At 74.5% G+C, this 5,695-nt stretch carries 4 protein-coding genes; all 4 read left to right on the forward strand.

Features of this window, described 5'->3' with window-relative positions; genetic code table 11:
• Positions 1–1,170, forward strand: a 1,170-nt coding sequence (locus IE249_RS36170; protein WP_229857523.1) for a serine/threonine kinase C-terminal domain-containing protein, incomplete at its 5' end; no start/stop codon positions are given.
• A gap of 184 nt (positions 1,171–1,354) precedes the next feature.
• Entirely contained in the window at positions 1,355–3,058 is a 1,704-nt protein-coding gene (locus IE249_RS04605) for a serine/threonine-protein kinase (RefSeq protein ID WP_189703690.1), read from the forward strand.
• Positions 3,059–3,167: 109 nt separating this feature from the next.
• Positions 3,168–4,850: a serine/threonine-protein kinase gene (locus IE249_RS04610; protein ID WP_189703451.1), complete on the forward strand. Its 1,683-nt coding sequence runs from the start codon at positions 3,168–3,170 to the stop codon at positions 4,848–4,850.
• A gap of 75 nt (positions 4,851–4,925) precedes the next feature.
• Positions 4,926–5,695: serine/threonine-protein kinase (locus IE249_RS36175; protein ID WP_229857525.1), on the forward strand; the 770-nt coding region annotated here is incomplete at its 3' end.

A 5,695-nucleotide genomic window follows, 5' to 3' on the forward strand; every position in this document is an offset into this window, starting at 1 on the left:
GCGCCCGAACAGGCCGGCCCCGTGCACGAGAACTGGCAGCTGGCCGCGCCCATCGGCCCCGCCACCGACCTGTGGGCGCTGGGCGCGCTGCTCTTCAAGGCCGTGCAGGGACACGCCCCGTACCCGGAGGAGTCCACCGCCGAACTGGTGCAGATGGTCTGCGCGGAGCCGCCCGCCTTCGCGGAGGAGTGCGGCCCGCTGCGGCCGGTCGTGGAGTCGCTGCTGCGTCAGGACCCCACCGAACGGCTGGACTTCGAGGAGCTGAGCGGCTGGCTGCGCTCACTGGTGCGCTCCGCGCCCGAGCCGGAGGCGGGCGCGCACGTCGTCGCCGCCCCGCCCGCGGACCCCAACCGGCTGCCGGTGATACGCCGCCGCGGCGAACTGGTGCGCAGGCGGCGCGCCGGGTTGCCCGCCCACCACGGGCGGCACAAGCGGACGGCGCGGCAGGCCCGTTCGCCGCGCAGCCTGGGCCGGATGCTGCTCCTGCTGATACTGCTCCTGCTGGCGGCGGCGGTGGCGTACGCGATGCTGTTCATGCCGAAGTCGGGAAACAGCGGTGCGGCGGGCGAGGACCGTACGAGAACCGCCGGGGAGGCCGGCCCCGCGCCCACGAACAGCAGCACGGACAAGGACAAGGGCACCGGCACCGGCGGGGGCGCGAACAGCACGTCGGGAGCTTCGAGTTCGGCCGAGACGCAGACCAGCGGTCCCGACGCCGGTTCCGGCTTCACCCTGCGCGACGACCCCGCGGGTTTCCGGATCGCCGTGGCCAAGGGGTGGACCCGTACACCGGGGAACGCCGACCGCCAGGTGGTGTACTCCCACGGCGACTTCGAGTTGATCGTGGTGCCCGGCCGGGACACCGCGGCCCGCTTCGGCAGCGACCCGATGGTCTACCAGCGGGAGAAGGAGGGCGAGTTGCAGGGGTACCGCTCCTCCAGCTGGGCCACCTCCTCCGGGCTGCGCACCATTCAGGTGGGCGGACGGACCATGGCCGAGGGGCAGTTCACGTGGACCGACGCGGACGGGCGGCAGCTGTTCGTGCGCAATCTGGCCGTGCTCATCGACGGCCGCTACCACGTGGTGCAGGTGCGCGGCCCGGAGGCGCAGCGCGACCGGGTGACGCAGCTGTACGAGCGGGCGTCGGCGACGTACCAGTACACGGGGTGACACCGCTCTTCGGCACGCCGGGTGACGCCGCGCTGACGCACCGGTCGAACCACAGGACTTTTCAGGTGTCCCAGGAGGCGACAACCGTCACAGTGCGGTTTCCTTGGCACCCCGCTGGTTCCCTGCCGGGGGACCGGTCCTTACTCTGGCCCTGTCAAGACCATTGCGGGGAAACGTGAATCAGATGCAGGGCCTGCTCCTCGCGGGCCGCTACCGGCTCGCCGACGCCATCGGCAGCGGTGGCATGGGCCGGGTGTGGCGCGCACATGACGAGGTGCTGCACCGGGCCGTCGCCATCAAGGAGTTGACGGCCGCGCTGTACGTCTCCGAGAGCGACCGCGCGGTCCTCCTGGCGCGCACCCGCGCCGAGGCGCGCGCGGCGGCGCGGATCAACCACTCCGCCGTCGTCACCGTGCACGACGTGCTGGAGCACGACGGCCGGCCCTGGATCGTGATGGAGCTCGTCGAGGGCCGTTCGCTGGCCGACGAGGTCAAGGAGCAGGGGCGGGTGGAGCCCCGCGAGGCCGCGCGGGTCGGGCTGTGGGTGCTGCGCGCCCTGCGCGCCGCGCACGGGGCCGGGGTACTGCACCGCGACGTCAAACCCGGCAACGTCCTGCTCGGCCAGGACGGCCGGGTCCTGCTCACCGACTTCGGCATAGCCCAGATAGAGGGCGACACCACCATCACCCGCACCGGAGAGGTCGTCGGCTCGGTCGACTACCTCGCCCCCGAGCGCGTCCGCGGCCACGACCCGGGCCCGGCCTCCGACCTGTGGGCGCTGGGCGCCACCCTCTACACGGCGGTGGAGGGCCTCTCGCCGTTCCGCCGCACCTCGCCCCTGACGACCATGCAGGCGGTCGTCGACGAGGAACCCCGCGACCCGCAACACGCCGGTCCGCTCGCGCCGGTCATCACCGCGCTGCTGCGCAAGGACCCGGCCGCACGGCCGGACGCGGCGGCGGCCGAGGCGATGCTCGCCGAGGCGGCGGAGGGCCGCCGGCCGAGCGCCGCGCAGGCGTACGTGCCGACGCAGGCGGTCGGCAATGCCCACGAGACGGCCGCGCACACGGCTGCCCTCCACCCGGGGGCGGACACGGGCGCCACGACGCCGTACCACCCGATGACCGCCCCGACGTCCGTCGGACCGGGGCCGGGACCAGGGCACGGACATGGGCATGGACCCGGCCCGGGGACGGTCACCGCGCAGGGGTACGCCACGGCGGCCGCGCCGCCCAAGCGCCGCAGGCTGCGCACGCTCGCGCTCGTGGTGGTCCTCGCCGCGCTGATCGGCGGCGGCACCGCGGTGGCGCTGCAGAAGTGGGACGCGGGCCGGCGGCAGGACAACGGCGGCACGGCCTCGGCGTCCGAGTCGCCCTCGCCCAGCCCCTCCGCCTCCCGCGGTGGCGCGTCGGACGACCTGCCCGACGGGTGGGTGCGCCGGCACGACCCGTACGGCTTCAGCATCGCCGTGCCGGGCGAGGCCTGGAAGCGGCAGGCGGCCGACGAGGCCCTGCACCAGGTCGACTACTCGCCCGACGGGGGCAAGCACTTCATCCGCATAGCCGTCGACGACTCGCCCGACTTCCCCACCGCGCACGACCACCAGCTCGACCTGGACCAGCAGTTGGAGCGGCTGGTCGACTACAAGAGGGTGACGCTGGAGGCCAACACCTACCGCGACCGCCCCGGCTCCCTGTGGGAGTACACGTGGACGGCGCTGTCCAAGGACACGCCCTTCCCCGGCCCGCGGCACGCGATCGAGGAGACGTACTTCGACCGCAAGGGCACCGAGTACGCCATCTACATGTCCTCGCCCGCGAAGGACTGGGCCACCACGCAGAAGCAGTTCAGGACGGTCCTGCAGAGCTGGCGCCCCGACTCCGGCTGACGGCCGGCCCGGTCCGCGCACCCGGCTCCGGCCGACGTGGGCCCGCGCACCCGAGGCTTGGCCGGTCGGCGCCACGGAAGGGGGCCCGTGATGCGGCATGATGGGGCGCATGGGGACCGAGGGGGACGACTTCCGTGTCATCGCGGGCCGTTACCGCCTGGAGGCGAGGCTCGGGCGCGGCGGGATGGGAGTGGTGTGGCGGGCGACCGACCAGTTGCTCGGACGGCGGGTCGCGGTCAAGGAACTCCCGCTCGACGACACGCTGTCCGCGGAGGAGGCCCGGCTCCAGCGCGACCGTACGCTGCGTGAGGCGCGGGCGGTCGCCCAGTTGCGGCACCCGCACATCATCGTCGTCCACGACGTGGTGGAGGACGACGAACGCCCGTACATCGTCATGGAGCTGATCGACGGCGGCTCGCTCGCCGACCGGATCGCCGCGAACGGCCCGGTGGACGTGGCCGAGGCGGCCCGGATCGGCGTCGCCCTGCTCAGCGCGCTGCGCACGGCCCACGCGGCCGGGGTGCTGCACCGCGACATCAAACCGGCGAACGTCCTGATGGAGTCCGGCACCGACCGCGTGGTCCTCACCGACTTCGGCATCGCCCAGGTGGCGGGCGCCACCACCCTCACCGAGACCGGGTCCTTCGTGGGCTCGCCCGAGTACACCGCGCCCGAGCGGATGTCCGGCACCCGGACAGGACCGGAGTCGGACCTGTGGTCGCTGGGCGCCCTGCTGTGCACGGCGCTGAGCGGCGCCTCGCCCTTCCGGCGCGACTCGCTGGGCGGCATCCTGCACGCGGTCGTCGTCGACGAGATCCGGCCACCCGCGCAGGCCGGGCCGGTCCTGCCGGTCGTACGGGGGCTGCTGGAGCGCGATCCGGAGCGGCGGCTGGCGGCGGCCGAGGCCGAGCGGATGCTGGGCGCCTTCCTGGAGTCGGGGCGCACCCCGCAGCCGGCCGCCCGCTACACGCAGACCCAGCGTGACGTGCCGCGTCCGGCGGCACCCGCGGTGGCCACGTCGCAGGCGGCACCCGCGGGCCCGGATCCCGGGGCGCCGGCCCGGACCTCCACCCGGGGAGTGCTGGTCGCGGCGCTGCTGGTGGCGGCGATGGCCGGGGCGGGCGTGTCCGCGGCGGCACTGCTGATGCAGGGGGACGACAACGGGGGCAGGACACCGGTGAGTTCGGCGCCGGGGACGAGCGGGCACGGCCCGGGCGGTACGACCGCCTCCAGGCCGGCCTCGTCGCCGGGCCCGCGTTCGCCCTCCCCGGCGTCTTCGTCGTCGCCCTCCTCGTCTTCCTCGTCGGGGGCCGCGTCGCCCGCGTCCTCGTCCTCGGGGGCCGGCCGCAACGCGCCCTCGGGTTACCACCTGGTGCGGGACCCGGGCGGTTTCTCGGTGGCGGTGCCGGACGGCTTCACCCGCCGGCCGCAGGGGGAGCGGATCTTCTACATGTCCCCCGGGGAGACCTTCCGTCTCGGCATCAAGATCGCCGATCCGGCAGCGGGCGGTCCCCTCGGGGTGATGCGCCGCGCGGACGCGGCCGGTCCGGACACCAACCCCGGCTACCACGACGGCCGGGTCACCGCCGCCACGCACGACGGACACCCCGCCGCCCTCTGGGAGTTCAGCTGGAACGGCTTCAGCACGGCGGAGGGCCCCCGGCACACCTACGACCTGTGCTGGGACCAGGACGGGCGGATGTACGACGTGTGGGTCTCCGCGCCGGTCGGCAAGGTCCGTGAGGCCAAGGAGTACTTCGACGTCGCCCTGGACACCTTCGCGGCCGCGTAGGACGTAGGTCACCGTTTCGTGACCACCGGGCCCACACGGTGGAGGGGCGGGCGCCGGGCGCGGTATGGATGGACCATGAGCAGCAACGGGGGAGCCCGCCACGAGGCCGACGAGCCGACGAGTTTCGTTCTGCAACCGCCCGGCCCGCAGCCGCGGGTGCGGCGCCCGCAGACCAACTACGTCGCGCCCGTGGGGCCTTCCGGGACGCCGGTCCCGGAGTCACCGGCCGCCGCGGCCTCTTCGGGAGCACCCGGGCCCCAGACGCCGCCGGCCGCGGCGAGACCCGGCGACCCCGGGGCCGGGCGGCTGATCGCCGAGCGCTACCGGCTGCTGGAGAAGCTCGGACACGGCGGCATGGGAACGGTGTGGCGGGCCCGGGACGAGGCCATGGAGCGCGAGGTCGCCGTCAAGGAGCCCCGCGTCCCCGACCACCTTCCCGAGCGGGAGCGGGCCAACGCCTTCGAGCGGATGCGCCGCGAGGCGCGCGCCGCGGCCCGGCTCGACCACCCGGCGGTCGTCGGCGTGCACGACGTGGCCGTGGTCGGCGGACAGCCGTGGATCGTGATGGAACTGGTGCGCGGCCGCTCGCTGGGCGCAGTCCTCCAGGAGGGCAGGCTGGACGCGCGCGAGGCGGCCCGGGTCGGCCTGGAGGTGCTCGGCGCGCTGGAGGCCGCGCACGCCGCGGGCATCCTGCACCGGGACGTCAAGCCGGACAACATCCTGCTCGGCCGGCACGGCCGGATCGTCCTCACCGACTTCGGCATCGCCTGGATCGAGGGCGAGACCAGTCTGACCGACACCGGCGGCTTCGTCGGCTCGCCCGAGTACATCGCCCCGGAGCGGGT

The sequence above is a fragment of the Streptomyces anandii JCM 4720 genome, assembly GCF_014650655.1.
GTDB lineage: Bacteria > Actinomycetota > Actinomycetes > Streptomycetales > Streptomycetaceae > Streptomyces > Streptomyces anandii.